Annotated in this window: 23 protein-coding genes; 14 read left to right on the top strand and 9 right to left on the bottom strand. The window is 69.1% G+C overall.

The genetic code is table 11. The features are described 5' to 3' along the window. Window positions 1-257: 257 nt before the first annotated feature. Complete coding sequence (locus tag VRZ77_RS07835; protein WP_414592107.1) at window positions 258-923, top strand: YggS family pyridoxal phosphate-dependent enzyme; 666 nt, start codon at window positions 258-260, stop codon at window positions 921-923. A gap of 61 nt (window positions 924-984) precedes the next feature. On the opposite strand, the gene VRZ77_RS07830 is transcribed toward VRZ77_RS07835, so the two are convergent. Continuing rightward, window positions 985-1,431, bottom strand: a complete 447-nt coding sequence (locus tag VRZ77_RS07830) for a L,D-transpeptidase family protein (RefSeq protein WP_414592106.1) — start codon at window positions 1,429-1,431, stop codon at window positions 985-987. A gap of 303 nt (window positions 1,432-1,734) precedes the next feature. On the opposite strand from VRZ77_RS07830, the gene VRZ77_RS07825 reads away from it, so the two are divergent. Genes VRZ77_RS07825 through arfB form a run of 3 tightly spaced genes read left to right on the top strand, consistent with a single transcriptional unit; the run spans window position 1,735 to window position 3,402 of the window. Then, entirely contained in the window at window positions 1,735-2,421 is a 687-nt protein-coding gene (locus VRZ77_RS07825; protein ID WP_414592105.1) for a response regulator transcription factor, read from the top strand. 50 nt (window positions 2,422-2,471) lie between these two features. After that, window positions 2,472-2,966 (top strand): cyclic nucleotide-binding domain-containing protein, encoded by a 495-nt coding sequence (locus VRZ77_RS07820; protein ID WP_414592104.1) that lies wholly within the window; start codon window positions 2,472-2,474, stop codon window positions 2,964-2,966. 7 nt (window positions 2,967-2,973) lie between these two features. Then, entirely contained in the window at window positions 2,974-3,402 is a 429-nt protein-coding gene (gene arfB / locus VRZ77_RS07815) for an alternative ribosome rescue aminoacyl-tRNA hydrolase ArfB (protein WP_414592103.1), read from the top strand. A gap of 9 nt (window positions 3,403-3,411) precedes the next feature. Here arfB and metW read toward each other — a convergent pair whose 3' ends face one another. Together metW and metX are read right to left on the bottom strand one after the other, a co-directional pair. Then, complete coding sequence (gene metW, locus VRZ77_RS07810) at window positions 3,412-4,044, bottom strand: methionine biosynthesis protein MetW (protein WP_414592165.1); 633 nt, start codon at window positions 4,042-4,044, stop codon at window positions 3,412-3,414. Between the two features lie 35 nt (window positions 4,045-4,079). Then, the gene (metX, locus tag VRZ77_RS07805; RefSeq protein ID WP_414592102.1) at window positions 4,080-5,267 is read right to left on the bottom strand and encodes a homoserine O-acetyltransferase MetX; all 1,188 of its coding nucleotides are present in this window, start codon (window positions 5,265-5,267) and stop codon (window positions 4,080-4,082) included. Between the two features lie 175 nt (window positions 5,268-5,442). Here metX and VRZ77_RS07800 point away from each other — a divergent pair, with 175 nt between their 5' ends. The 3 genes from VRZ77_RS07800 to VRZ77_RS07790 are packed head-to-tail and all read left to right on the top strand — an operon-like array spanning window position 5,443 to window position 8,414. Further along, window positions 5,443-6,315: a chorismate mutase gene (locus VRZ77_RS07800; RefSeq protein ID WP_414592101.1), complete on the top strand. Its 873-nt coding sequence runs from the start codon at window positions 5,443-5,445 to the stop codon at window positions 6,313-6,315. Window positions 6,316-6,367: 52 nt separating this feature from the next. Continuing rightward, window positions 6,368-7,489: a histidinol-phosphate transaminase gene (gene hisC, locus VRZ77_RS07795; RefSeq protein ID WP_414592164.1), complete on the top strand. Its 1,122-nt coding sequence runs from the start codon at window positions 6,368-6,370 to the stop codon at window positions 7,487-7,489. Further along, window positions 7,479-8,414: a prephenate/arogenate dehydrogenase family protein gene (locus VRZ77_RS07790; RefSeq protein ID WP_414592100.1), complete on the top strand. Its 936-nt coding sequence runs from the start codon at window positions 7,479-7,481 to the stop codon at window positions 8,412-8,414. Before hisC ends, VRZ77_RS07790 begins: the two co-directional genes overlap by 11 nt. 54 nt (window positions 8,415-8,468) lie before the next feature. Here VRZ77_RS07790 and VRZ77_RS07785 read toward each other — a convergent pair whose 3' ends face one another. Both VRZ77_RS07785 and VRZ77_RS07780 read right to left on the bottom strand, forming a co-directional pair. Further along, window positions 8,469-8,840 (bottom strand): VOC family protein, encoded by a 372-nt coding sequence (locus tag VRZ77_RS07785; RefSeq protein ID WP_414592099.1) that lies wholly within the window; start codon window positions 8,838-8,840, stop codon window positions 8,469-8,471. 70 nt (window positions 8,841-8,910) lie between these two features. Continuing rightward, window positions 8,911-9,612, bottom strand: coding sequence for a helix-turn-helix transcriptional regulator (locus VRZ77_RS07780; RefSeq protein ID WP_414592098.1), 702 nt, complete (start codon window positions 9,610-9,612; stop codon window positions 8,911-8,913). A 93-nt stretch (window positions 9,613-9,705) separates the two neighbouring features. Between VRZ77_RS07780 and VRZ77_RS07775 the strand changes: the two genes are divergently transcribed. Further along, complete coding sequence (locus VRZ77_RS07775) at window positions 9,706-9,981, top strand: hypothetical protein (protein WP_414592097.1); 276 nt, start codon at window positions 9,706-9,708, stop codon at window positions 9,979-9,981. Window positions 9,982-10,228: 247 nt separating this feature from the next. On the opposite strand, the gene VRZ77_RS07770 is transcribed toward VRZ77_RS07775, so the two are convergent. Then, complete coding sequence (locus VRZ77_RS07770) at window positions 10,229-11,719, bottom strand: CoA-acylating methylmalonate-semialdehyde dehydrogenase (protein WP_414592096.1); 1,491 nt, start codon at window positions 11,717-11,719, stop codon at window positions 10,229-10,231. Window positions 11,720-11,844: 125 nt separating this feature from the next. Between VRZ77_RS07770 and VRZ77_RS07765 the strand changes: the two genes are divergently transcribed. Further along, window positions 11,845-12,747: a LysR family transcriptional regulator gene (locus tag VRZ77_RS07765; RefSeq protein WP_414592095.1), complete on the top strand. Its 903-nt coding sequence runs from the start codon at window positions 11,845-11,847 to the stop codon at window positions 12,745-12,747. A 9-nt stretch (window positions 12,748-12,756) separates the two neighbouring features. On the opposite strand, the gene VRZ77_RS07760 is transcribed toward VRZ77_RS07765, so the two are convergent. Continuing rightward, a complete protein-coding gene (locus tag VRZ77_RS07760; RefSeq protein WP_414592094.1) occupies window positions 12,757-13,803 on the bottom strand; it encodes an aldose epimerase family protein in 1,047 nt (348 codons plus the stop codon). After that, window positions 13,800-14,489: a GntR family transcriptional regulator gene (locus tag VRZ77_RS07755; protein ID WP_414592093.1), complete on the bottom strand. Its 690-nt coding sequence runs from the start codon at window positions 14,487-14,489 to the stop codon at window positions 13,800-13,802. The genes VRZ77_RS07760 and VRZ77_RS07755 overlap by 4 nt, the downstream gene beginning before the upstream one ends. A gap of 201 nt (window positions 14,490-14,690) precedes the next feature. On the opposite strand from VRZ77_RS07755, the gene VRZ77_RS07750 reads away from it, so the two are divergent. The 4 genes from VRZ77_RS07750 to VRZ77_RS07735 all read left to right on the top strand — a co-directional run bounded on the left by VRZ77_RS07750 (window position 14,691) and on the right by VRZ77_RS07735 (window position 19,056). Continuing rightward, the gene (locus tag VRZ77_RS07750) at window positions 14,691-15,587 is read left to right on the top strand and encodes a dihydrodipicolinate synthase family protein (RefSeq protein WP_414592092.1); all 897 of its coding nucleotides are present in this window, start codon (window positions 14,691-14,693) and stop codon (window positions 15,585-15,587) included. A 90-nt stretch (window positions 15,588-15,677) separates the two neighbouring features. Continuing rightward, on the top strand, window positions 15,678-16,916 hold the full coding sequence (locus VRZ77_RS07745; RefSeq protein WP_414592091.1) for an NAD(P)/FAD-dependent oxidoreductase: 1,239 nt from the start codon (window positions 15,678-15,680) through the stop codon (window positions 16,914-16,916). A gap of 19 nt (window positions 16,917-16,935) precedes the next feature. After that, window positions 16,936-17,937 carry a 4-hydroxyproline epimerase gene (locus tag VRZ77_RS07740; RefSeq protein ID WP_414592090.1) on the top strand — a complete coding sequence of 334 codons (1,002 nt, stop codon included), beginning with the start codon at window positions 16,936-16,938 and terminating at the stop codon, window positions 17,935-17,937. Between the two features lie 81 nt (window positions 17,938-18,018). Then, window positions 18,019-19,056: a trans-3-hydroxy-L-proline dehydratase gene (locus tag VRZ77_RS07735; protein WP_414592089.1), complete on the top strand. Its 1,038-nt coding sequence runs from the start codon at window positions 18,019-18,021 to the stop codon at window positions 19,054-19,056. A 19-nt stretch (window positions 19,057-19,075) separates the two neighbouring features. Here VRZ77_RS07735 and VRZ77_RS07730 read toward each other — a convergent pair whose 3' ends face one another. Continuing rightward, complete coding sequence (locus VRZ77_RS07730) at window positions 19,076-19,507, bottom strand: MerR family transcriptional regulator (RefSeq protein ID WP_414592088.1); 432 nt, start codon at window positions 19,505-19,507, stop codon at window positions 19,076-19,078. A gap of 86 nt (window positions 19,508-19,593) precedes the next feature. On the opposite strand from VRZ77_RS07730, the gene VRZ77_RS07725 reads away from it, so the two are divergent. Beyond that, a complete protein-coding gene (locus VRZ77_RS07725; RefSeq protein ID WP_414592087.1) occupies window positions 19,594-21,882 on the top strand; it encodes a heavy metal translocating P-type ATPase in 2,289 nt (762 codons plus the stop codon). Window positions 21,883-21,889: the final 7 nt, after the last annotated feature.

The raw sequence follows: 21,889 nt of genomic DNA, 5'->3' as shown, positions 1-21,889 counted from the left end.
CCTGGGGGAACGCCCCCGTTCGAAGGCGAATCGGTGGCCGTGTCGCTGTTCCGGCTTGGAGGGGGACGCTCCGCCAGCGCCCCTATCGTCGGTCACGTCGTCTTATCGCCCGCAGCACAGGTAATTGCCCCGGCCAAAGTTAACAACGCCGGGCGACTGCCGCAAGGACAGTTCGCCCCGGATGTGTCGCCGGCTATTGACAAGCCGGGCGCCGGTTCCCAAGCGTGCGCCATCGGCCGGAACGAGGGAGCGGACAGATGGGCGTTGCGGATCGTCTTGAGGAAGTGCGCGCGCGAATTGCCCAGGCGTGCCGCGATGCGGAGCGCGCGCCGTCCTCGGTGAATCTGGTCGCGGTGTCCAAGACCTTCGAACCCGAGCATATCGTGCCGGCGCTGGAGGCCGGGCAGCGCCTGTTCGGCGAAAACCGCGTCCAGGAGGCCAAGGCGAAATGGCCGGGCCTGCGCGAGCGCTTCGCCGGCGTCGAGCTTCATCTCATCGGTCCGCTGCAGACCAACAAGGTGCGCGAGGCGCTGGCGCTGTTCGACGTGATCCACACGCTCGACCGGCCCTCGCTGGCGAGTGCGCTGGCCAAGGAGATCGCCCGCGTGCCGGATCAGCCGGCGCCGCGCCTCCTGGTGCAGATCAACACCGGCGAGGAGCCGCAGAAGGCCGGCATCGCGCCGCTGGAGGCCGACGATTTCCTGCGCGCCTGCCGCGAGGAGCACGGGCTCGCCATCGAGGGGCTGATGTGCATCCCGCCCGCCGACGAACCGGCGGCGCCGCATTTCGCGCTGCTGGCCAAGATCGCCGCGCGCCACGGGCTGAAGGTGCTCTCCATGGGGATGAGTGGGGATTACGAGACCGCGATCGCGCTCGGCGCCACCCATGTGCGGGTCGGCAGCGCGATTTTCGGGCATCGGTAGAGCCCTTTCCGATCGGGCGGAATCGCCTGATCGACAAGAAAGTGCGCTCCGGCTCCAGCGCTCAGCCGACGCGGATCACGCTGCGCGGGGAAAGCCGGGCCAGCACCCGGCGGAAATCGGAGCGCCGGAACGCGATGCAGCCGGCGGTGGGCTCGAATCCCGGCCGCGCCAGATGCAGGAACACCGCCGAACCGCCGCGCGCCTTGCGCGGTCGCGTGTTGTGATCGAGCACTACCACGAGGTCATACAGCCCGTCCGCGCGCCACATCTCCTCATGGGAGGCGCGGATCGGCAGCCGGGCAGGGCGATTATAGGCCGGGCTCGCGGGGTCGTCGCACCAGCCGTCCTCGCGCCGGGTGCGCCGCGCCGGGAGGCCGGTCGCGGGGCGGGGCCCCCTGTCGGCGCGCCAGCGTAGCTCCAGTGGATGCCAGCGTCCGGCCGGGGTAGCGCCATCGCCCTCGCGCTTGTCGTGGCGAATGCCGGAGCGGCCGAGTGCGACGGGAATCATCCGTCCGTCCAGCAGGAAAAACCCGCGTGTGGGCGATCCCGGACGGGCCGCGACACGTGCGAGCCTGGCCCGCCGGGGCGCTTTTGTTGCTTTTTCTTCACGAAAGACCTTCTTCTTCACGCCATTTCCGTTCACGATCACGTCAGGGGCGACCCGGTGCCGGCCAGGCGCCGCTTGCCCTCGATGCGCCGACTGCCCTACTTCCGAAGACAAGACGGAAATCGATCCCCTGTCACCTGTCCTCATGCCGAGGCGCGGCGGGCCAGCGGGGACAAGGGTCGTACAGCGTACTGGGAAGCGTAGATGGCGAATGCTCAACGGGTTTTAGTGGTCGACGACGACAACGAACTGCGCGAGGCGCTGGTCGAGCAGCTCGCGCTGTATGACGAGTTCGAGGTGGTTTCGGCCGATACCGCGCAGGCGGCGATCAGCGAGGTCGAGACCAGCCGCGTCGATCTGGTGCTGATGGATGTCGGCCTGCCCGACCGCGACGGGCGCGAGGCGGTGCGCCAGATGCGCCAGAACGGTTTCAAGGCCCCGGTGATCATGCTCACCGGCCACGACACCGACAGCGATGCCATCATGGGTCTGGAGGCCGGCGCCAACGATTACGTGTCGAAGCCGTTCCGCTTCGCCGTGCTGCTGGCGCGCATCCGCGCCCAGATGCGCTCGCACGAGGCGAGCGAGGACGCGGTGTTCACCATCGGGCCATACACATTCCGCCCCGGCGCGAAAATGTTGGTGACGGAGCGCAACTCGAAGATCCGGCTGACCGAAAAGGAAACCGCGATACTGCGATACCTTTACCGTGCCGGAAAGAAGCCGGTGGCCCGCGAAATCCTGCTTCAGGAGGTGTGGGGCTACAATTCCGGCGTGACGACGCACACGCTGGAGACGCACATCTATCGGCTGCGCCAGAAGATCGAGAAGGACCCGTCGCATCCGAACCTTCTTGCCACGGAGGCGGGCGGGTACAAATTGCTGCCATGAACGCGCCGGGGTGATTCGGCGCGCCGCCTGCCGGAGTGTTGGCTCGCCTGATGCCGATCGACGACGACATAGCGCTGCTGGGGCGCGTGCCGATGCTGCAGCTTCTCGGGCGCGAGGGGCTGCGGGCGATCGCGATCAGTGCCGACAGCCGCAGCCTCGCCGAGGGCGAGGTGCTGTTCCGCGAAGGGCAGTTCGCCGAATCGGCCTTCGTGGTCACCGCCGGCTCCTTCGCGGTCAGCCGCGACGAGGCGCGCAAGGACCTGCGCGGCGCGGCGCAGATAGCGGGGCCGGGCGTGCTGCTCGGCGACATCGCGCTGATCACCGAAACCAAGCGCGGCGCCACCGCCATCGCGCTGGAGACCTCCACCGTTCTGCGTATTTCCCGCGTGATCTTCATGCGCACGGTGGAGAGCTATCCCGACGCCGCCGCCCGGCTCGCGGATGCGCTGCGCGATCAGGTCGCGAACATGCTCGGTGAGCTCGATATGGTGCGCCAGCACCTGGAATCGATCGAGCCGCCGGCGCGCCCTTCGGCGCGACGCTGACCCCGCCATGATCCCCATCGCCCCACGGGTGTTCCTCGACGAGGACGAGATCGTCGAGACCTTCGTGCGCGCCTCCGGGCCCGGCGGCCAGAACGTCAACAAGGTGTCGACGGCGGTGCAGCTGCGCTTCGACGTGCGCGGCTCGAAGACATTGCCGGACTGGGTGAAGGAGAAGCTGGAGCGCCTCGCCGGCCGGCGGCTGACCAATGACGGCGTGATCGTTATCGTCGCCCAGCGCTACCGCACCCAGGAGCGCAACCGCGAGGACGCGCTCGCCCGGCTGGTCGAGCTGGTGCGGCAGGCCTCCGTGGTCGAGGTCACGCGCCGCCCGACCCGTCCGACGCTCGGCTCGCAGAAGCGCCGGCTGGAGACCAAGGCGCGACGTTCCGGCATCAAGGCCGGGCGGCAGGGAAAGCCGGTGCGCGACGAGGACTGACGCCGTCGCTCACTCCTTGCGGGTCAGCAGGAACACCGCCTGCTCGCCGAGCAGGTTCCACACCCACCACGGCATCTTGACGCGCACCGGATGGCCGGAAGCGTCCAGCGCCGCCGCGCTCTCGATCCGTGCGCCCACCTCGTCCACCAGCGCCACGAAATCGCGGATGGTGCAGAAATGGATGTTCGGCGTGTCGTGCCAGCTATAGGGCAGGTTCTCGGTCGACGGCATGCGCCCGTTCAGCAGCAGGTCCATGCGCATGCGCCAGAAGCCGAAATTCGGGAACGAGACGATGGCGCGCTTGCCCACGCGCAGCATCTGCTCCAGCACCCATTTCGGCCGCCGCGTCGCCTGTATGGTCTGCGACAGGATCACGTAGTCGAACGAATCATCCGGGTAGTCGGCGAGATCGATGTCGGCGTCGCCCTGGATGATGGCGAGGCCGCGCGCCACGCCGGCATTCACGCCCTCGCGCGACAATTCGATGCCGCGCGCGTCGCAGCCGCGCGTGGTGGCGAGCAGTTCCAGCAATTCGCCGTCGCCGGAGCCGACATCGAGCACGCGCGAGCCCGGCGTCACCATCTGCGCGATCAGCAGCAGGTCGACGCGGGTGCCCGAGGCGGCGCGGGCGGCCTCGCGCATGGTGAGGTCGTGGGCGAGCTTCTCGCGCGGCGTCATCATGCGACACCCGTGGCGCGCGCGGCGGAATCCAGGAAGCCGCGGGTGATGGCGAACAGTTCCGGCTCCTCCAGCAGGAAGGCGTCGTGGCCCTTGTCGGTCTCGACCTCGGCGAAGGAGACCGGCGCGCCGGCGGCGTTGAGCGCGTGCACCACCGCGCGCGAATCCGCGGTCGGGAACAGCCAGTCCGAGGTGAAGGAGACGAGGCAGAACCGCGTCTTCGTCCCCTTGAAGGCATTGGCCAGCACGCCGCCATAATCGGCGGCGAGGTCGAAATAATCCATGGCGCGGGTCACGTAGAGATAGGAATTGGCGTCGAAGCGCCCGACGAATGCCTCGCCCTGGTAGCGCAGATAGCTCTCCACCTGGAAATCGGCGTCGAACGAGAAGGTATGGCCGTCGCGGTCCTGCAGCCGGCGCCCGAATTTCCGGTGCAGCGAGGAATCCGACATATAGGTGATGTGCGCGGCCATGCGCGCGACCGAGAGACCCCGTCGCGGGCTGGTGCCCTCCGCGAGGTAGCGCCCGCCGCGCCAGTCGGGGTCGGCCATGATCGCCTGCCGGCCGACCTCGTGATAGGCGATGTTCTGCGCGGAATGACGCGCGCCGGTGGCGATCGGCATTGCCGCGAACACGCGCTCGGGATAGCTCGCCGCCCATTGCAGCACCTGCATGCCGCCCATGGAGCCGCCGACCACGGCGAGCAGGCGCTCGATGCCGAGATGGTCGATCAGCATGGACTGCGCGCGCACCATGTCGCGGATCGTCACCACCGGCAGGTCGAGCCCATAGGGCTGGCCGGTCGCCGGGTTCAGCGAGGACGGGCCGGTGGTGCCCATGCAGCCGCCCAGCACGTTGGAGGCGATGATGAAGAAGCGCTCGGTGTCGATCGGCTTGCCCGGCCCGACCATGGTCTCCCACCAGCCCGGCTTGCCGGTGACCGGGTTGATATTGGCCGCGTGCTGGTCGCCGGTGAGCGCGTGGCACAGCAGCACCGCGTTGGAGCGCGCGGCGTTCAGCGTGCCATAGGTCTGGTAGGCGATCTGGAACGGGCTGAGCTCGGTGCCGGCGTCGAGCTTCAGCGGCCGGTCCGGGCCAAAGGTCACGATGGCGGAATGGGGATGGTCCGCCTCGGCGCGCGCCAGGGTGATCGCGGAATCGGGAAGCTCGGAAACCGAAATGCTCATGAGCCTGTTCGCCGTTGGGCCTGTCTGCCGTGCCAATCGTCCTAACGGACGAATAGTTCGATATAACGGACGATGCGATGATCCCACGGCGCCGACTTGTCAATATCCGGCGCTTTATAATGGGGGCGCAGATTTCATTTTGCGAGAGGCGCGCACGGGTCTAGGACAACCGCCCATGGAGAAGACGGACGATATCCCGGCGGCCTCCCCCGTCGAATCGCTGAGCGTGCTGCGCGCCGAGATCGATCGCATCGACGCGCACATGCACGCGCTTTTGATCGAGCGCGGCGAGATCATTGACCGGCTGGTCGAGGTCAAGCGCTCGCGGGGAGCGGAAGGCGGATCGGCGTTCCGGCCGGCCCGCGAGGCCTCGATGATGCGGATGATCGTCGACCGCCATCGCGGCATCCTCCCGGTCGATACCGTCGAAGGCATCTGGCGGGTCATCATCTCGACCTTCACCTATGTGCAGGCGCCCTATGCGGTGCATGCCGACCTCTCCTCCGGCGAGGCGCCGATGCGCGACACGACGCGCTTCCATTTCGGCTTCACCGTGCCTCTGGCCGCCCATATGGGCGCGGCGGGCGTGGTGGCGGCGGTGGCGAGCTCCAAGGGCGATCTCGGCCTGGTGCCGGCCTTCGCCCCGCCGGGCGGCCATGCCTGGTGGACCGCGCTCGAAGGCGAGAGCGCGCCCAAGATCATCGCCCGCCTCCCCTTCGTCGAGCGCGCCGATCATCCCGCCGGCCTGCCGGTGTTCTGCATCGCCCATCCGGTGACGGAAGGCGCGGCGGCCGAGGTCGAGACCTGGAGCGTGCGCGTCGCCGGCTGGAACGCGCAGGCCGCGCGCGCCATCGCCCCGCTGGCGGAAGCGATCGCGGTGCCCGATCGCGGGCTCGACGGCGCGGCGCTGCTGGTGTCGATCCCGCTTCAGCCGCCCGGCGGTCTGGAAGCCGTGCTCGGCGCCCTGCGCGCGTCTGGCGCCTCGGTGCGCTCGGCGGCCCTCGTCGGCAGCCATGCCAGCCGCTATACCCATTCGCCGCAGGGTTGACCCCCGCCGCGCCTGCCCTTCTCCCATCTGGAGCCGTTTGATGTCCTCCGCCATGTCCTCCGCCGCATCCGTCCCGTCCCGTCCCGTCCCGCGTCCGGGCGTGCTGGCGATCGAGGCTTATGTGCCGGGCAAGGCGCATGCCGGCGGCGCGGCCAAGGTCTACAAGCTCTCGGCCAATGAGAACCCGCTCGGCCCGAGCCCGAAGGCGGTCGCGGCCTTCCACGGTGCCGATGCACTGGAATTCTATCCCGACGGCAGCGCGACCAAGCTGCGCGAGGCGATCGGCAGGGCCTATGGCCTCGATCCGGCGCGCCTCGTCTGCGGCACCGGTTCGGACGAACTGATCACGCTGCTGGCTCTGGCCTTCGCCGGTCCTGGCGACGAGGTGCTGTATTCGCAATACGGCTTCCTGGTCTACCGCATCGCCACGCTGGCGGCGGGCGCGACCCCGGTCATCGCCCCCGAGCGCGACTATCACAGCGACGTCGACGCCCTGCTGGCGGCGGTGACGCCGGCGACGCGCGTGGTGTTCCTCGCCAATCCGAACAACCCCACCGGCACCTATCTGCCGTTCGACGAGATCAAGCGGCTGCAGCAGGGCCTGCCGCCCAACGTGCTGCTGGCGCTGGACGCGGCCTATGCCGAATATGTCCGCCGCAACGATTACGAGGCCGGCATCGAGCTGGTGGCGACCTGCCAGAACGTCGTCATGCTGCGCACCTTCTCGAAGATCCATGGGCTCGCCGCGCTGCGCGTCGGCTGGATGTACGGCCCGGCGGAGGTGATCGACGCGGTGAACCGCGTGCGCGGCGCCTTCAACGTGTCCGCCGCCGGCATCGCCGCCGCGACCGCCGCGATCGAGGACGCCGCTCATGTCGAGGCGGCGGTGGCCCACAATGAGCGCTGGGGTGCGTGGCTCACCACCGAACTGACCGCGCTGGGCCTCAAGGTGACGCCGAGCGTCGCCAATTTCCTGCTGGTGCATTTCCCGCTGGAGCCGGGCAAGACCTCGAAGGAGGCCGACGCCTTCCTGATGCAGCGCGGGCTGATCCTGCGCCGGGTGGATTCCTATGGCATCCCGACCGCGCTGCGCCTGACCATCGGGACGGAAGAGGCCAATCACGCGCTGGTCGCGGCACTGCGTGACTTCCTGGGTGGCCGCCATGGTGCTTGATCCGCCGCTGCCGCGCCCGCTGGTCGGCCGGCTGGTCGTCATCGGCATCGGGCTGATCGGCTCCTCGATCCTGCGCGCAGTGCAGACCCGCGCGCTGGCCGGGACCGCGGTCGCCTATGATGCCAGCGAGAGCGTGCGCGCCCGCGTCGCCGAGTTGAGGATCGCCGACGAGGTGGCCGCCACTCCCGCCGAGGCGGTGGCGGGGGCCGATCTCATTATCCTCTGCGTGCCGGTCGGCGCCATGGGCGCGGCCGCGCAGGCGATCGCCCCGCATCTGAAACCGGGCGCGATCGTCTCCGATGTAGGCTCGGTCAAGGGCGCGGTGCTGAAGGCACTCTCCGCCCATCTGCCGGAAAGCGTGCACATCGTGCCGGCGCATCCGGTGGCGGGCACCGAATATTCCGGCCCCGATGCCGGCTTCGCCACGCTGTTCAAGAACCGCTGGAGTATCGTCACCCCGCCGGACGGCGCGGATGAGGGCGCGGTGGCGGCGGTGGCGGCGTTCTGGCAGGCCATGGGCGCCAATGTCGAGACCATGGGCGCGGAGCATCACGACCTGGTGCTCGCCATCACCTCCCATGTGCCGCATCTGATCGCCTACAACATCGTCGGCACGGCGGCAGACCTCGAACAGGTCACCCAGTCCGAGGTGATCAAATACTCGGCCGGCGGCTTCCGCGATTTCACCCGCATCGCGGCCTCCGACCCGACCATGTGGCGCGACGTCTTCCTCAACAACCGCGAGGCGGTGATCGAGGTGCTCGGCCGTTTCACCGAGGACCTGATCGCCTTGCAGCGGGCGATCCGCTGGAACGAGGGCGACACGCTGTTCGACCTGTTCACCCGCACCCGCGCCATCCGCCGCTCGATCATCGAGATCGGCCAGGAGACCGCAGCGCCGAATTTCGGGCGCGGGCAGGAGTGATGCGAAAGCATCGGTAGCTGCCTCTCCCCGCGCGGCGAGAGGGAAAAGGCCGACTCACGCCCCATTCGCCGCATAGACCCGCAGCCGGTGGCCGTCGGGATCGAGCGCGACGAAGGAACGGCCGAAATCGAGGTCGGTCGGCGGCAGGGCGATCGGCACGCCCTTGGCGGCCCAGCGCTCATAGGCGGCATCGACCGCCGCCCGGTCCTCGACCGCGAAGCCGATCTCGTTGCCGCCGGCGCGCAGATGCGGCGTCGGCTTCACCCCGTCGCGCCGCCACAGGCCGAGCTGAAGGCCAGGCGCGAGCGGAAAGGACGCGAAATCGGGGCCGGCTTCGGTCGGCTCGCGCTCCAGCACATTGCCGTAGAACCGGGCGCTGGCACGGGTATCGTTCACGTAAAGCAGAATCTTGCTGGCGTGCTGCATGATGATGTCCCCTTGAAGCGAGGGAACATAGCGCGCCCTGCTGCCAGAAACCGTCAGCAGCGATGGTGTCTCACTCCTCCCCGTGATGGGGCATCTGGTACTTCACCGCCTTCCATTGCCGGATCAGTTCGGGCCGGCGCGTCGGGTAGCGCGCCGCCAGCATCTCGGCGCGGGCGATGCGGTCGGTGCGGAAGCTGCGGAACGCGCCGCGCAATTCGCACCAGCCGATCAGCAGCCGGACCTGATCGAAGAAGGCGAGGGCGAATGGCCAGACCACGCGCGCGCTCGGCGTCCCGGCGGCGTCGCTATAGGCGAGGGCGAGCTTGTGCTCGGTGCGGATCGCCTTGCGCAGCAGCGCGGCGTCGATGGTGTCGGCCGCGATGTCGGGGCCAGGGACGATGAACAGCGAATTCGCCTCCATCTCTTCGCGCAGGTCTGCCGGCAGCACCGCGCCGATGCGCGCCAGCGCCGAGCGGGCGGCGTCCGCCAGCGGTCCGTCGCCGCGCCCGGCGACCCAGCGCGAGCCCAGCACCAGCGCCTCGATCTCCTCCGGCGTGAACATCAGCGGCGGCAGCAGGAAGCCGGGGCGCAGCACATAGCCGATGCCGGCCTCGCCCTCGATGGTCGCGCCCTGCGCCTGCAGGCTGGCAATGTCGCGGTAGAGCGTGCGCAACCTCACCCCGATTTCGGCCGCGAGCACCCGCCCGCTCACCGGCCGGCGATGGCGGCGCAGGATCTGCAACAGGTCGAAAAGGCGTTCGGAGCGCGACATGGCCCGAGACTAGCAGACAGGCTGCCAGAAAGTGGCAGCGGAAAAGCCATGTTCGGGTGCGATAGCGACCGTTCCCGCCGCAGGAGACACGCCATGAGCTTTTCCGCCCGTTCTGCCACCCTCGCCCTGCCGCTTGTCCTCAGTGCCGCGCTCGCGGTGCCGGCCGAGGCGAAAACCGAGGCGACGCAGGCGCTGGTCGGGCGGGTCTGGGTCGAGCAGAAGCCGGGCAACGGCCTGCCGGGCGTCATGCGCATCTTTCTTGCCGACGGCACGCTGGTCATGGATTCGTGCTGGGAGACCTACACGCTGCGCAATGGCAGCGCACCGGGCCGGACAGCCTCGCTTGGGACGAGGACGGCGCCCGGCTGACCGCGACCGTTACCATGCCGGCAAAGGACCGGCTGGTGCTGAAGGTGAAGGCCGGGCGGGACACGCTGGAGCAGCGCTATGTCGCCACCACCGCACCCTATCTGTGCCCGGAGATGAAGCGCTGAGCGCGGCGCCGGCGGGCGTCGAGGCCGGCCGGCGCCTTGGCATGATGCTGAGATGCCGAACGTCGTCATCCCGGCGCGACCGCCTCGGCCGTCCGGGATGACGCTTTAAGCCCAGCAGGATGTCACCCCGTGGTTGGCATCACGAACTGGGCGCCCTCGCGGATGCCGGTCGGCCAGCGGGCGGTGGTGGTCTTCATCTTGGTGTAGAAGCCCACGCCCTCCATGCCGTAGACGTTGCGGTCGCCGAACACCGAGCGCTTCCAGCCGCCGAAGGAATGGAACGCCACCGGCACCGGGATCGGCACATTGATGCCGATCATGCCGGCCTTGGCGTCGCGGTCGAAGGCGCGGGCGGCGTCGCCGTCGCGGGTGAAGATGGCGGCGCCATTGCCGTATTCATGGTCGTTGACCAGCTTGAGCGCGTCGTCATAGCGGTCGACGCGCACCACCGAGAGCACCGGGCCGAAGATCTCTTCCTTGTAGATCTTCATGTCCGGGGTGACGTTGTCGAACAGGCAGCCGCCGAGGAAATAGCCGTTCTCGTAGCCCTGCAGCTTGAGGCCGCGCCCGTCGACGACCAGCTCGGCGCCCGCCGCCACGCCGTCATCGACATAGGCCGAGACCTTGGCAAGGTGTTCCTTGGTCACCAGCGGGCCCATCTCGCTGTCCTTGTCGAGCCCGGGGCCGACCTTGAGCGAGCGGACCTTGGGGACGAGCTTCTCCATCAGCGCATCGCCGACGCCGCCCACCGCGACCGCGACCGACACCGCCATGCAGCGCTCGCCGGCCGAGCCGTAGCCCGCGCCCATCAGCGCATCGACGGTCTTGTCGAGATCGGCGTCCGGCATCACCACGAGGTGGTTCTTGGCGCCGCACAGCGCCTGGGCGCGCTTTCCGTGCGCGCAAGCGGTCTTGTAGACATATTCGCCGATGGCCGTGGAGCCGACGAAGCTCACCGCCGCGACGTCCTTATGCGTGAGCAGCGCGTCGACCGCCACCTTGTCGCCCTGCACCACGTTGAACACGCCCGCGGGCAGGCCGGCCTCGGCCAGCAGCTCGGCGAGCATCAGCGAAGGGGTCGGGTCCTTCTCGGAGGGCTTGAGCACGAAGGCATTGCCGCAGGCCAGCGCCACCGGGAACATCCACATCGGCACCATGACCGGGAAGTTGAACGGCGTGATGCCGGCGACCACGCCGAGCGGGTGGCGGGCGGAGAACACATCGACGCCGCGCGCCACCTGCTCGGTGAAATCGCCGCGCAGCAGATGGGGAATGCCGCAGGCGAACTCCACCACCTCGATGCCGCGCATCACCTCGCCCTTGGCATCCTCGAAGGTCTTGCCGTGTTCCTTGGTGATGGCGGTCGCCAGCGCTTCGATGTCGCGCTCCAGCAGGCTCTTGAACTTGAACATGATGCGGGCGCGGGTGAGCGTCGGCGTGTCGGCCCAGGCGGGGAACGCCTTCGCCGCGGCAGCCACCGCCTCGTCCACCGTCGCTTCGGTGGCCAGCAGCACCTCGCCGGACTGCGCGCCGGTGGAAGGATCGAACACCGGCGCCGAGCGCCCGGCGGTGGTAACGATCTTGCCGTCGATATAATGCCCGATGACCGCCATGCGCTGCTCCCGCTTGTCCGAAGGCGTGATTGTCCGACGCTGTTGTGCGTTGTGAAACTTCCCACTTCAACGGCCAGTTTCACCCATCCGTTGTGCGCGAATGCAGCAACTGGTATCGGCTGCCGATGGATTGGGATCATCTGCGCATCTTCCTCGCCGTGGCGCGGGCCGGGCAGATGCTGGCGGCGGCGCGCCAGCTCGGGCTGGACCATGCCACCGTCGGCCGCCGGCTCGCCGCGCTGGAGGACGGGCTCGCGACCCGGCTGATCGAGCGGCGCACAACGGGGAGCGTGCTCACCCCGGCCGGCGAGCGGCTGCTGGTCCATGCCGAGAGGGTGGAGACCGAGATGCTGCAGGCGCAGTCCGCGCTCGGCAATGTCGATCTGGCGCTGGCCGGCACGGTGCGGGTCGGCGCGCCGGACGGGTTCGGCAGCTATTTCCTCGCGCCCCGCCTCGGCGCGCTGGCGGAGGCGCATGGCGGCCTCACCATCCAGCTCGCCCCGCTGCCGCGCAGCTTCTCGCTGCCCAAGCGCGAGGTCGATATCGCGGTGACCTTGCAGCGCCCCTCCGAGGGCCGGCTGATCGCGCGAAAGCTCACCGACTACAGCCTCGGGGTCTATGCGAGCCGCGATTATCTGGCGCGCACCGGCCCGGTCGACAGCGTCGCCGCGCTGCGGGACCGCCTGCTGGTGACCTATGTCTCCGATCTCGTCTATTCGCCGGCGCTGGATTATTTCGAGGCGTTCCGCGAGGTCGAGGCACGCCGGCTGGAATGCGCCAGCGTGGTCGGGCAGATGGAGGCGGTGCGCGCGGGGGCCGGCGTCGGCATCCTGCACGACTATGCGGCGCGGGGGCATGACGAGCTGGTGCGGCTGCTGCCGGAACTGAGCTTCCGCCGCGCCTACTGGCTGGTGACCCACGCCGATATTCACGATCTGCGGCGCATCCGCGAGGTCGAGACCTTTATCGTGGAGGCCGTGCGCGCCGCGCGCGGGCTTTTCGTGAGCGCGGACGCCGGCGGAACCTGAGCCGCCGTCCTATCCGAACCGATACTCGGTCACCTGCCGGTAGGTCTCGCCCGGCCGCAGCCAGGGCGATGGGAAGCCCGGCTGGTTCACCGCATCGGGAAAGTTCTGCGCCTCGAAGCAGATGCCGGCATGCGGGCCGTGGGTGAGCCCCCCAATGCCGTGTTCGGTCGGGACCAGATATTGCCCATCATACATCTGGAGCCCCGGCTCGGTGGTCCAAACCTCCAGGGCGAGCCCGGAGGCTGTGCTGCGTGCGCGGGCAGCAAACCGCGGCTCGGCGCCCCCCGCGCCGTCCAGCACGAAGTTCATGTCGTAATCGGCCGGGTCGGCGTCGAGCCGGCGCGGGCGGCGGAAGTCGTAAGCGGTGCCCGCCACCGGGGCGATCTCGCCGGTCGGAATCTTCAGCGCGTCGACCGGTGTGTGGTTCGCGGCGGCGATTTCCACCTCCAGCTCGCGCACCGAAGTGCCGGGATCAAGCGTGAAGTAGGAATGATGGGCGAGATTGACCGGCGTCGGCGCGTCGGTGGTCGCCTCCAGCGTCACGCGCAGCGTGCCGGGATCGAGCAGCGCATAGGTGCAGCGCACGGCCAGCGTGCCGGGATAGCCTTCCTCGCCGTCGCCGGAGCGATAGGTGAGGGTGACGCTCGACGCGTCGAGGGCGCCGAGCTCCCAGGCCCGGCGCGAGAAGCCGCGCCAGCCGCCGTGCAGATGGGTGACGCCGCGCTCGTTAAGCCCGAGCTGGTAGTCGTGCCCATCCAGCGTGAAACGCCCGTCGCGAATCCGGTTGGCCACACGCCCGCAGGTGGCGCCGACCGAGGACAGGTTGGCGAGGTAGGAATCGAGGTCGTCATAGCCGAGCACGACCCGGCGCAGCGTGCCCGCGGCATCCGGCACTTCGAGGTCGCGCAGCACCGCGCCGAAGCTCAGCACCCGTGCCCGCGCGCCGGACGCGCTCGCCAGCGCGATGTCGTGGATCGGCACGCCGTCCGCTTCGCCGACCACGCGCGATTCGCCGGGCAGGGGAGCGGCGGCCGCCAGGGAGAGGGTGTCGTTCATCGCGCAGCGTTCCCGGTCTCGCCCGCGCGTTGCCGGTCGAGGAAGTCGAGCAGCGAATCGCAGGCGCCCAGAATATGGTCGCGGGTGAGCTTCGCCGCCAGCGTGGCGTTGCGCGCGATACAGGCGTCGAGAATGCCCTCATGCTCGCGCCGCGCCCGCTCCATGCCCGAGGTCAGCACCAGCTGGGCGCGCAGGTAGCGGTCCACGCGGTCGAGCGCGGTGGAGATGGTCTGGAGATAATAGGGCCGCCCGGCCTCTTCATAGAGCGCGTAGTGGAAGCTGCGGTTGAGTTCGCCCCAGCGCGCGCCGTCGGCTTCGGTGGCGAAGGCATGGGCGAAGCGCCTCGCCTTGGCCAGCGCCTCATCGGTCATGCGGGCCACCGAATAGCGCAGGATTTCCGGCTCCAGCAGCGCGCGGAATTCGAACAGCTCGCGGATTTCGTCGATGGAAAGGCTGGCGACCACGGCGCCGCGATAGCGCTGGGTCGAGACCAGCCCCTGTTCTTCAAGACGTGTGAGCGCTTCCCGCACAGGTATGCGGCTGACGTTGAACATGCGGGCGATGTGGTCCTGGCGCAGCGCCTCGCCCTCCTTCACGTCGCCCTGGGCGATGGCCTCGCGCAGCGCCTCGAAGATCACCTCGGAGGCCGAGGCCATCTGGCCGATATCGGTTGCCTTGAGCTTCATGCGTGCCCCTTCCCGCCCGGCCTGCCCTGCAACAGGACGCGGCGCCCGAGGATTCTTGCCCGCTCGCGACAGAATCCGCAACGGATTGAAAAAAGTATATTGCAAATTGGATCCAAAAAACAGATGCTCCCCGTCAACACGGCACGCCCTGTCCTGATCCATGACGCAGGCCGGCCGATCAACCCGACAGGAGCTCAAGCCATGTGGTCTGGTGTCCTTCCCGCCGTCACCGCCAAGTTCACCGAGGATGGCCGGCTCGATTTCAAGGAAATGGAGCGCTGCTTCGCCAAGCAGATCGCGGCCGGCGTCGACGGGCTGATCGTCAACGGCTCGCTCGGCGAGGGGCCGATGCTGTCCCATGACGAGCGGCTCGACGTGCTGCATGTCGCGCAGGGCGTGGCTGGCGGCCGGCCGGTGCTGATGACCATCGCCGATGCCTCCACCCGCGACTGCGCCAGCCTCGCCGGCCGTGCCGCCAAGGCCGGCGCCTCGGGGCTGATGGTGGTGCCGAGCCTTGTCTACCACACCAATCCGAAGGAGACGGTGGCGACGCTCTCCACTGTCGCCGCCAGCGCCGATCTGCCGGTGATGATCTATTCCAACCGAATCGCCTACCGGGTCGACGTGACGCTGGAGATCATGGAGCAGCTCGCCCGTGACGAGCGCTTCGTCGCAGTAAAGGAATCCTCCGACGACATCCGCCGCACGGTGGAGATCCAGAACCATTTCGGCGACCGCTTCGACGTGTTCACCGGCGTCGACAATCTCGCCTTCGAGGCGCTGGCGCTCGGCGCGGTGGGCTGGGTCGCCGGTCTGGTCATCGCCTTCCCGGAGGAAACGGTCGCGATCTACCGGCTGATGCAGGCCAAGCGCTATGACGAGGCGCTGGCGATCTATCGCTGGTTCCGCCCGCTGCTCGACCTCGATGTCTCCACCTATCTGGTGCAGAACCTCAAGCTGGTCGAAGCCATGGTGATCGGCACCAATGAGCGCGTGCGCGCCCCCCGCCTGCCGCTGGAAGGCGAGCAGCGCGCAAAGGTGGAGAAGATCGTTCGCGAGGCGCTGGCGACCCGCCCGCAGCTCGCCAAGGCCGCCTGACGGTATCTCCCTCTTCCCCTAGGAGCTCGAATCGGGTCAATCGCCCGAATCCTGCGTCTCGCGGGATGCTGGGCGAAGGAGACAGGCCGCATGAACGAGGACGTCGCCATTGTCGGGGCCGGCATTGTCGGCCTCGCGGTTGCCCATCATCTGCAGAATGAGGGGCGGCGGGTGCGGCTGATCGAGCGTGGCGGCGTCGCGGAAGGCGCGAGCTTCGGCAATGCCGGCGCCTTCGCCTTTTCCGACATCCTGCCGCTGGCCTCGCCCGGCATCCTGCGGCAGGCGCCGAAATGGCTCATCGATCCGCTCGGCCCGCTGGCGATTCCGCCGAGCTACCTGCCGCGCATCCTGCCGTGGCTGGTCCGGTTCTGGCGCGCCGGCCAGGTGGATCGTTTCCGCCAGTCCATCGCCGTCCAGAGCGCGCTGATGCGCGTCGCCTCGCAGGCCATGGAAGTGATGGTGCGCGATGCCAGCCTGTCGGCGCAGGTGCGCACCGACGGCAATCTCCAGCTCTATGAGAGCGAGGCCGAGCTCGCCGCCGCCCAGCCCGGCTGGGAGATGCGCGCGGCCGAGGGCATTCCGTTCCAGCATGTGCGCGGCGTGCGGCTCGCCGAGCTGCAGCCCGGCCTGTCGCCGCGCTTCGTTGCCGGCACCTTCACCCCGCACTGGAAGACGGTCGACGACCCCTATCATTTCGCCCTCGCGCTGTTCGATCAGGTGATGGCGCGCGGCGCCGCCATCGAGCCCGGCGAGGTGGTGCGCATCGAGCCCTCGGGCTCGTCGGTGCGGCTGCATCTTTCCGGAGGCACCAGCGTCGTTGCTGCGCGCGCGGTGATCGCGGCCGGCGCCTGGTCGCGCCCGCTGGCGCAGCAGCTGGGCGATACCGTCCCGCTGGAGACCGAGCGCGGCTACAACACCACCCTGCCGCCCGGCGCCTTCGACCTCAAGCGCCAGCTCACCTTCGGCGGCCACGGCTTCGTGGTGACGCCGCTCTCCACCGGCATCCGCGTCGGCGGCGCGGTGGAGCTGGGGGGGCTGAAGCTCGCGCCGAACTACAAGCGCTCCGCCGCCATGCTGACCAAGGCGGCCGCGTTCCTGCCGGGGCTGAAGACCGAGGGCGGGCGGCAATGGATGGGCTTCCGGCCCTCGCTGCCGGATTCGCTCCCGGTCATCGGTCCGTCGCGCGCGTCGAGCCGGGTTCTCTATGCGTTCGGCCACGGCCATCTCGGTCTCACCCAGAGCGCCGGGACGGGGCGGCTGATCGCCGATATCATCGCCGGGCGCACGCCGCCTTTCGACCTCTCCCCGCTGCGGGCCAACCGCTTCTAGCCCCATACGAGCACTCACCATGGCGCGACACAGCTTCTTCTGCATAGACGGCCACACCTGCGGCAACCCCGTGCGGCTGGTGGCCGGCGGCGGCCCGGTGCTCCAGGGCGCCGACATGATCGAGAAGCGCGCGCATTTCCTGAAAGAGTTCGACTGGATCCGCACCGGCCTCATGTTCGAGCCGCGCGGCCACGACATGATGTCCGGCTCGATCCTCTACCCGCCGACCCGGCCCGATTGCGACGTCGCCATTCTGTTCATCGAGACCTCGGGCTGCCTGCCCATGTGCGGCCACGGCACCATCGGCACGGTGACCATGGCGATCGAGCACGGCCTCGTCACGCCGAAGACGCCGGGCGTGTTGATGCTCGACACGCCGGCCGGCGTGGTGAAGGCGGAATACCGGCAGGAGGGGCAATATGTGGAGGAGGTGCGCATCACCAATGTGCCCGGCTTCCTCTATGCGCAGGGCCTGACCGCCGAATGTCCCGGCCTCGGCGAGGTCACGGTGGACGTCGCTTATGGCGGGAATTTCTACGCCATCGTCGAGCCGCAGCCCGCCTTCGCCGACATGGCGGATTTCACCGCCGGCGAGCTGATCGGCATGAGCGGCGCGCTGCGCCGGGCGCTGAACGAGAAATACGAGTTCATCCACCCAGAAAAGCCGGACATCCGCGGCCTCTCGCACATCCTCTGGACCGGCGCGCCGAAGCATCCGGAGGCCCATGCCCGCAACGCGGTGTTCTATGGCGACAAGGCGATCGACCGCTCGCCCTGCGGCACCGGAACCTCCTCGCGCATGGCGCAGCTCGCGGCCTTGGGCAAGCTCAAGGTCGGCGACGACTTCATCCATGAGAGCATCATCGGCTCGCTGTTCAAGGGCCGGGTCGAGGCGGCCGCGAAGGTGGGGGATCGCGACGCCATCATCCCTTCCATCGGCGGCTGGGCGCGCATGACCGGCTACAACACCATCTTCATCGATGACCGTGATCCGTTCGCGCATGGCTTCGTCGTCGTGTGAGGACGGACGTCGGCGGCGATCGATAGCCGGCTCATTAATGACGGGATGATGAGCGCCACGGCGCCCACGAGCGAGGTTTCCATGCGCTCCACGAAACTCATCCACATCGTCGGCTGCCATGCCGAGGGCGAGGTCGGCGATGTCATCGTCGGCGGCGTCGCGCCTCCGCCCGGCGAGACCTTGTGGGCGCAGTCGCGCTTCATCGCCCGCGACCGGCGGCTGCGCGATTTCGTGCTTCAGGAGCCGCGGGGCGGCGTGTTCCGCCATGTGAACCTGCTGGTGCCGCCTAAGGACCCGCGCGCGGACGCCGCCTTCATCATCATGGAGCCGGAGGACACCCCGCCCATGTCCGGCTCCAACTCGATCTGCGTCGCCACCGTGCTGCTCGACAGCGGCCTCGTGCCGATGACCGAGCCGGAAACCCGGCTGACGCTGGAGGCACCGGGCGGGCTGGTGGAGGTCGTGGCGCAGTGCCGCGACGGCAAGGCCGAGTGCATCCGCGTGGTGAACCACGCCTCCTTCGTCGACCGGCTGGACGCGGCGCTGGAGGTGGAGGGGCTCGGCACGCTGACCGTCGACATCGCCTATGGCGGCGACAGTTTCGTCATCGTCGACGCGCAGGCGCTCGGCTTCTCGATTCGTCCCGACGAGGCGAGGGACCTCGCCGAGACCGGCATGCGGATCGTGAAGGCGGCCAACCAGCAGCTCGGCTTCCGCCACCCGGTCAATGCCGACTGGGACCACATCTCGTTCTGCCAGTTCGCCGCGCCGCTCACCTTCGAGGACGGCGTGGCGGTCGGTGCCAATGCGGTGGCGATCCGCCCCGGCAAGATCGACCGCTCGCCGACGGGAACCGGCTGTTCCGCGCGCATGGCGGTGCTTCATGCGCGCGGCGTGCTGAAGACCGGCGATGCCTATATCGGCCGCTCGATCATCGGCTCGCAGTTCCATTGCCGGATCGAGGGTGAGACCCGGCTCAGTGATAAGCCGGCTATTATTCCCTCGATCGAGGGCCGCGCCTGGATCACCGACACCCGCCAGCTCCTGCTCGACCCCGCCGATCCCTGGCCGGAGGGGTACAAGCTGTCGGACACCTGGCCGGTGTGGCGGGAAGGCTGACGGCGATGCCGATGGCGCGTCACGCCGTGCCGTGATGCGCGCACTTGCCGTGGTCGGCGAGGATTTCGATCACCCGGCAGTCGCAGACATGGCCATGCGAGCAGCCTTCCACCATGCGCTCCAGCTCGGCGCGCAGCGCGGTGAGGCTGGCGATACGCCGCTCCACCTCGACCAGCCGCTCGCGGGCGATGGCGTCGGCGGCGGCGCAGGACTGGTCCGGCGTTTCCTGCAATGCCAGCAGGGTGCGGATCGAGTCGACCTCGAAGCCGAGCTCGCGGGCATGGCGGATGAAACTGAGCCGGTCGAGATCGGCCCGGCCATAGGAGCGCCGCCCGCCCTCGGTGCGCGGCGGAGGCGGCAGCAGGCCGATCTCCTCGTAATAGCGGATGGTCGGCACCTTCACGCCGCTCGCCTTGGCGGCGTCGCCGATGGTGAATTGCGCGTCCGGCATTTTCGCTCTTGCTCCTCTAGTCGCTAGAGGAAGTAGGCTCCGCCCCGAAATCGCGCAAGAGGGCGAAACTGAGCGAGAGGTCCGCCATGTCGACGCTGAAGAGCCGCTACCGCATCGAGGGCATGGACTGCGCATCCTGCGCCGCCAAGATCGACACGGCGGTGCGGCGCGTATCGGGTGTGGAGGAGGTCGCGGTCTCGGTGACCGCCGGCACCATGACCGTGGAGCACGAAGGTGCGGACCTCGCTCTGGTGGAAAAGCGGGTCTCCAGTCTTGGCTACGGCATCTTCGCTTTGAGCGGCGCGCCCGCCCCCGCTCCGGCGGCGCCCGCGAACGACCATCACCATGAGCACGGCCCGTGCTGCGATCACGATCACGGCGACCAGCACCACGACCATGATCACGCTCACGGCGACGCCCACGATCATGCCCATGCGCGCGTTCCCGCCCCCGCCGCGCCGCCGGCGGCGACGCAGGGCCATGACCACGCCCATATGGAGCCGATGGACGGCGGCTGGTGGCGCACTGCCAAGGGCTGGCTGACCATCGGTTGCGGCGCCGCGCTGGTGGTGGCCTATGGCGTCGGCCACCTGTTCCCCGGCCTCGATTTGTGGGTGTTCACCGCCGCGATGCTGGTCGGGCTGGTCCCGATCGCCCGCCGCGCCATCATGGCCGCACTCAATGGCACGCCGTTCTCCATCGAGATGCTGATGACCATCGCCGCCATCGGCGCCGTGTTCATCGGCGCGGGGGAGGAGGCGGCGATGGTGGTGTTCCTCTTTCTCGTCGGCGAATTGCTGGAAGGCGTCGCCGCCGGGCGGGCGCGTTCCTCGATCCGCGCCTTGACCTCTTTGGTGCCGAAGACCGCGCGGCTGATCGAGAACGGCCAGACCCGTGAGGTTCCGGCCGAGAGCCTTGCCGTCGGCTCGACGCTGCTGGTGCGCCCCGGCGAGCGCATTCCCGCCGATGGCGAGGTGCTGGAGGGCGCCGGCTCGGTGAACGAGGCCCCGGTCACCGGCGAGAGCGTGCCCGTCGCCAAGCAGGCGGGCGATACCGTCTTCGCCGGCACGGTGAACGGCGAGGCGGCACTGACCATCCGCTCCACCACCGCGCCCTCCGACAACACCATCGCCCGGGTGGTGCGCCTCGTGGAGGAGGCGCAGGAAAGCAAGGCGCCGACCGAACGCTTCATCGACCGCTTCTCCCGCTGGTACACGCCGTTCGTGGTGGTGCTGGCGGCGCTGGTCGCGCTCATCCCTCCGCTCGCCTTCGGCGCGGCATGGGACGAATGGATCTACAAGGGCCTTGCGATCCTGCTCATCGGCTGCCCCTGCGCGCTGGTCATCTCCACCCCGGCGGCGATCGCGGCGGCACTGGCGGCGGGGGCAAAGCGCGGCCTGCTGATCAAGGGCGGGGCGGTGCTGGAGAATCTGTGCTCCGTCAACGTCGTCGCCCTCGACAAGACCGGCACCCTGACCGAGGGCAAGCCGAAGGTGACCGACGTCGTCGCCTTTGACGGCTTCGACGCGGACGGCGTGCTGCGGCTCGCCGGTGCGCTGGAGACCGGCTCGACCCATCCGCTGGCCGCCGCCATCCTGTCTGAGGCCGGCGCGCGCGGCCTCGCTTTGCCGGCGGTGCAGCAGGCCGGCGCGGCGGGCGGCGAGGGAGTGAGCGGCAATGTCGAGGGCCGCGCCTTGTTCCTCGGTTCGGCTAAAGCCGTGCAGGCCCGCGCCGGGCTCTCGCCCGCCCAGCAGGCGGCGATCGATGCCGCCACTGGCGAGGGCAAGAGCGTGTCGGTGCTGCTGGCCGACGGCGTGCCGGCCGGCGTCATCGCCATGCGCGACGAGCCGCGCGCGGACGCCGCCGCCGGCCTGCGCGCGCTGAGCACGCTCGGCCTGCGCACGGTCATGCTCACCGGCGACAATCCGCGCACCGCCCAGGCCATCGGCCGCGATCTCGGCATCGAGGTCCGCGCCGGGCTGATGCCGGCCGACAAGCAGCGCATCGTCGGCGAGTTGCAGGCGCAAGGGCTGAAGGTCGCCAAGGTCGGCGACGGCATCAACGACGCGCCCGCGCTCGCGGCCGCAAATGTCGGCATCGCCATGGGCGGCGGCACCGATGTCGCGCTGGAGACGGCGGATGCCGCGATCCTGCACGGGCGCATCGCCGATCTCGGCGCCATGGTGGCGCTGTCGCGGCGCGCCATGGCCAATATCCACCAGAACATCGCCATCGCGCTCGGGCTCAAGGCGGTGTTCCTGGTCACCACGCTGCTCGGCATCACCGGTCTGTGGCCGGCGATCCTCGCCGATACCGGCGCGACGGTGCTGGTGACGATGAACGCGCTGCGCCTGCTCGGGCGCGGCAAGGCGTGAGGCGCGG

Source organism: Ancylobacter sp. G4_0304 (assembly GCF_047501495.1).
GTDB lineage: Bacteria > Pseudomonadota > Alphaproteobacteria > Rhizobiales > Xanthobacteraceae > Ancylobacter.
This window is presented reverse-complemented; position numbering and strand designations above follow the sequence as displayed.